The 883-nt window shown below is 46.7% G+C and carries 1 protein-coding gene; it reads right to left on the bottom strand.

Translation table 11 applies throughout. From position 1 onward, the window contains the following. On the bottom strand, positions 1 to 705 hold a 705-nt coding region (locus tag AB4496_RS14480), incomplete at its 3' end, for a LysR family transcriptional regulator (protein WP_372131214.1). Positions 706 to 883 lie beyond the last annotated feature (178 nt).

Here is an 883-nt window from a genome sequence, read left to right as displayed (position 1 = left end):
TAGCTGCACTAAGCCAATACTCTGTTTCGCTGCGTCTTGTAAGGCTAAGCCACTGTTACATTTAATGCGTCCATTAACCCGAACTGAGCGAGGTCGCCCATTTTCTTTAAAACGCCAATGCTCAAAGCCGCCGACTAAACATTGATGATTGCTCAACTCAGAGAGTGTATGCGGTTCACCGTAACGTTCAATGTATTCAGGGCTGGCGCACACGTAGAGTTGGCGTTGAGACAGCTTCTTTGCCACAAGACTCGAATCTTCTAAGCGACCAAGACGAATAGCGACATCGACACCCGAATCAATAAGGTCGAGCTTTTGATTGGTCAACATCAGCTCAAGTTCGACTTGTGGGTGGAGCTTTAAGAACTGATGAAGTATCGGGGCGAGTTGACGCTCACCATAAGTCACAGGTGCTGTTACTTTCAGCAAACCTTTCGGCGTGGATTGCATCTGCGTGACGGCTAACTCAGCAATTTCTAAACCCTCGACCAACAACTTACATTGCTGATAATAGAGTTGCCCAGCCTCTGTTAGAGAAACCTTACGAGTCGTTCGATTGAGTAGTTTTACTGCGAGGCGTTCCTCGAGATTTGCCACTCTACGACTGATTTGAGCCACTGACGTAGCGAGTTTCTGTGCGGCACCAGTAAAGCTTTCGCGCTCTGCCACTGCAACAAACTCACTTACCCCTTCCCAATTGGCCATGCCTCTACCCTATTTTGAACTATGGTTACCCATACAGTGTATTGAAGATATAGATCAGTGTCACCTAGCTTAATATACGCCGTGCACATACAAAGGCCTTCATTGAAGCTAATATCGCATTCCCCACAAGGCTCCTATCGACCTAATCTACAAAGTTTGAACCGACCTTGTATTACAA

Origin of the sequence: Vibrio sp. 10N.222.46.A1, from assembly GCF_041473595.1 — a bacterium.
GTDB lineage: Bacteria > Pseudomonadota > Gammaproteobacteria > Enterobacterales > Vibrionaceae > Vibrio > Vibrio tasmaniensis_A.
This window is presented reverse-complemented; position numbering and strand designations above follow the sequence as displayed.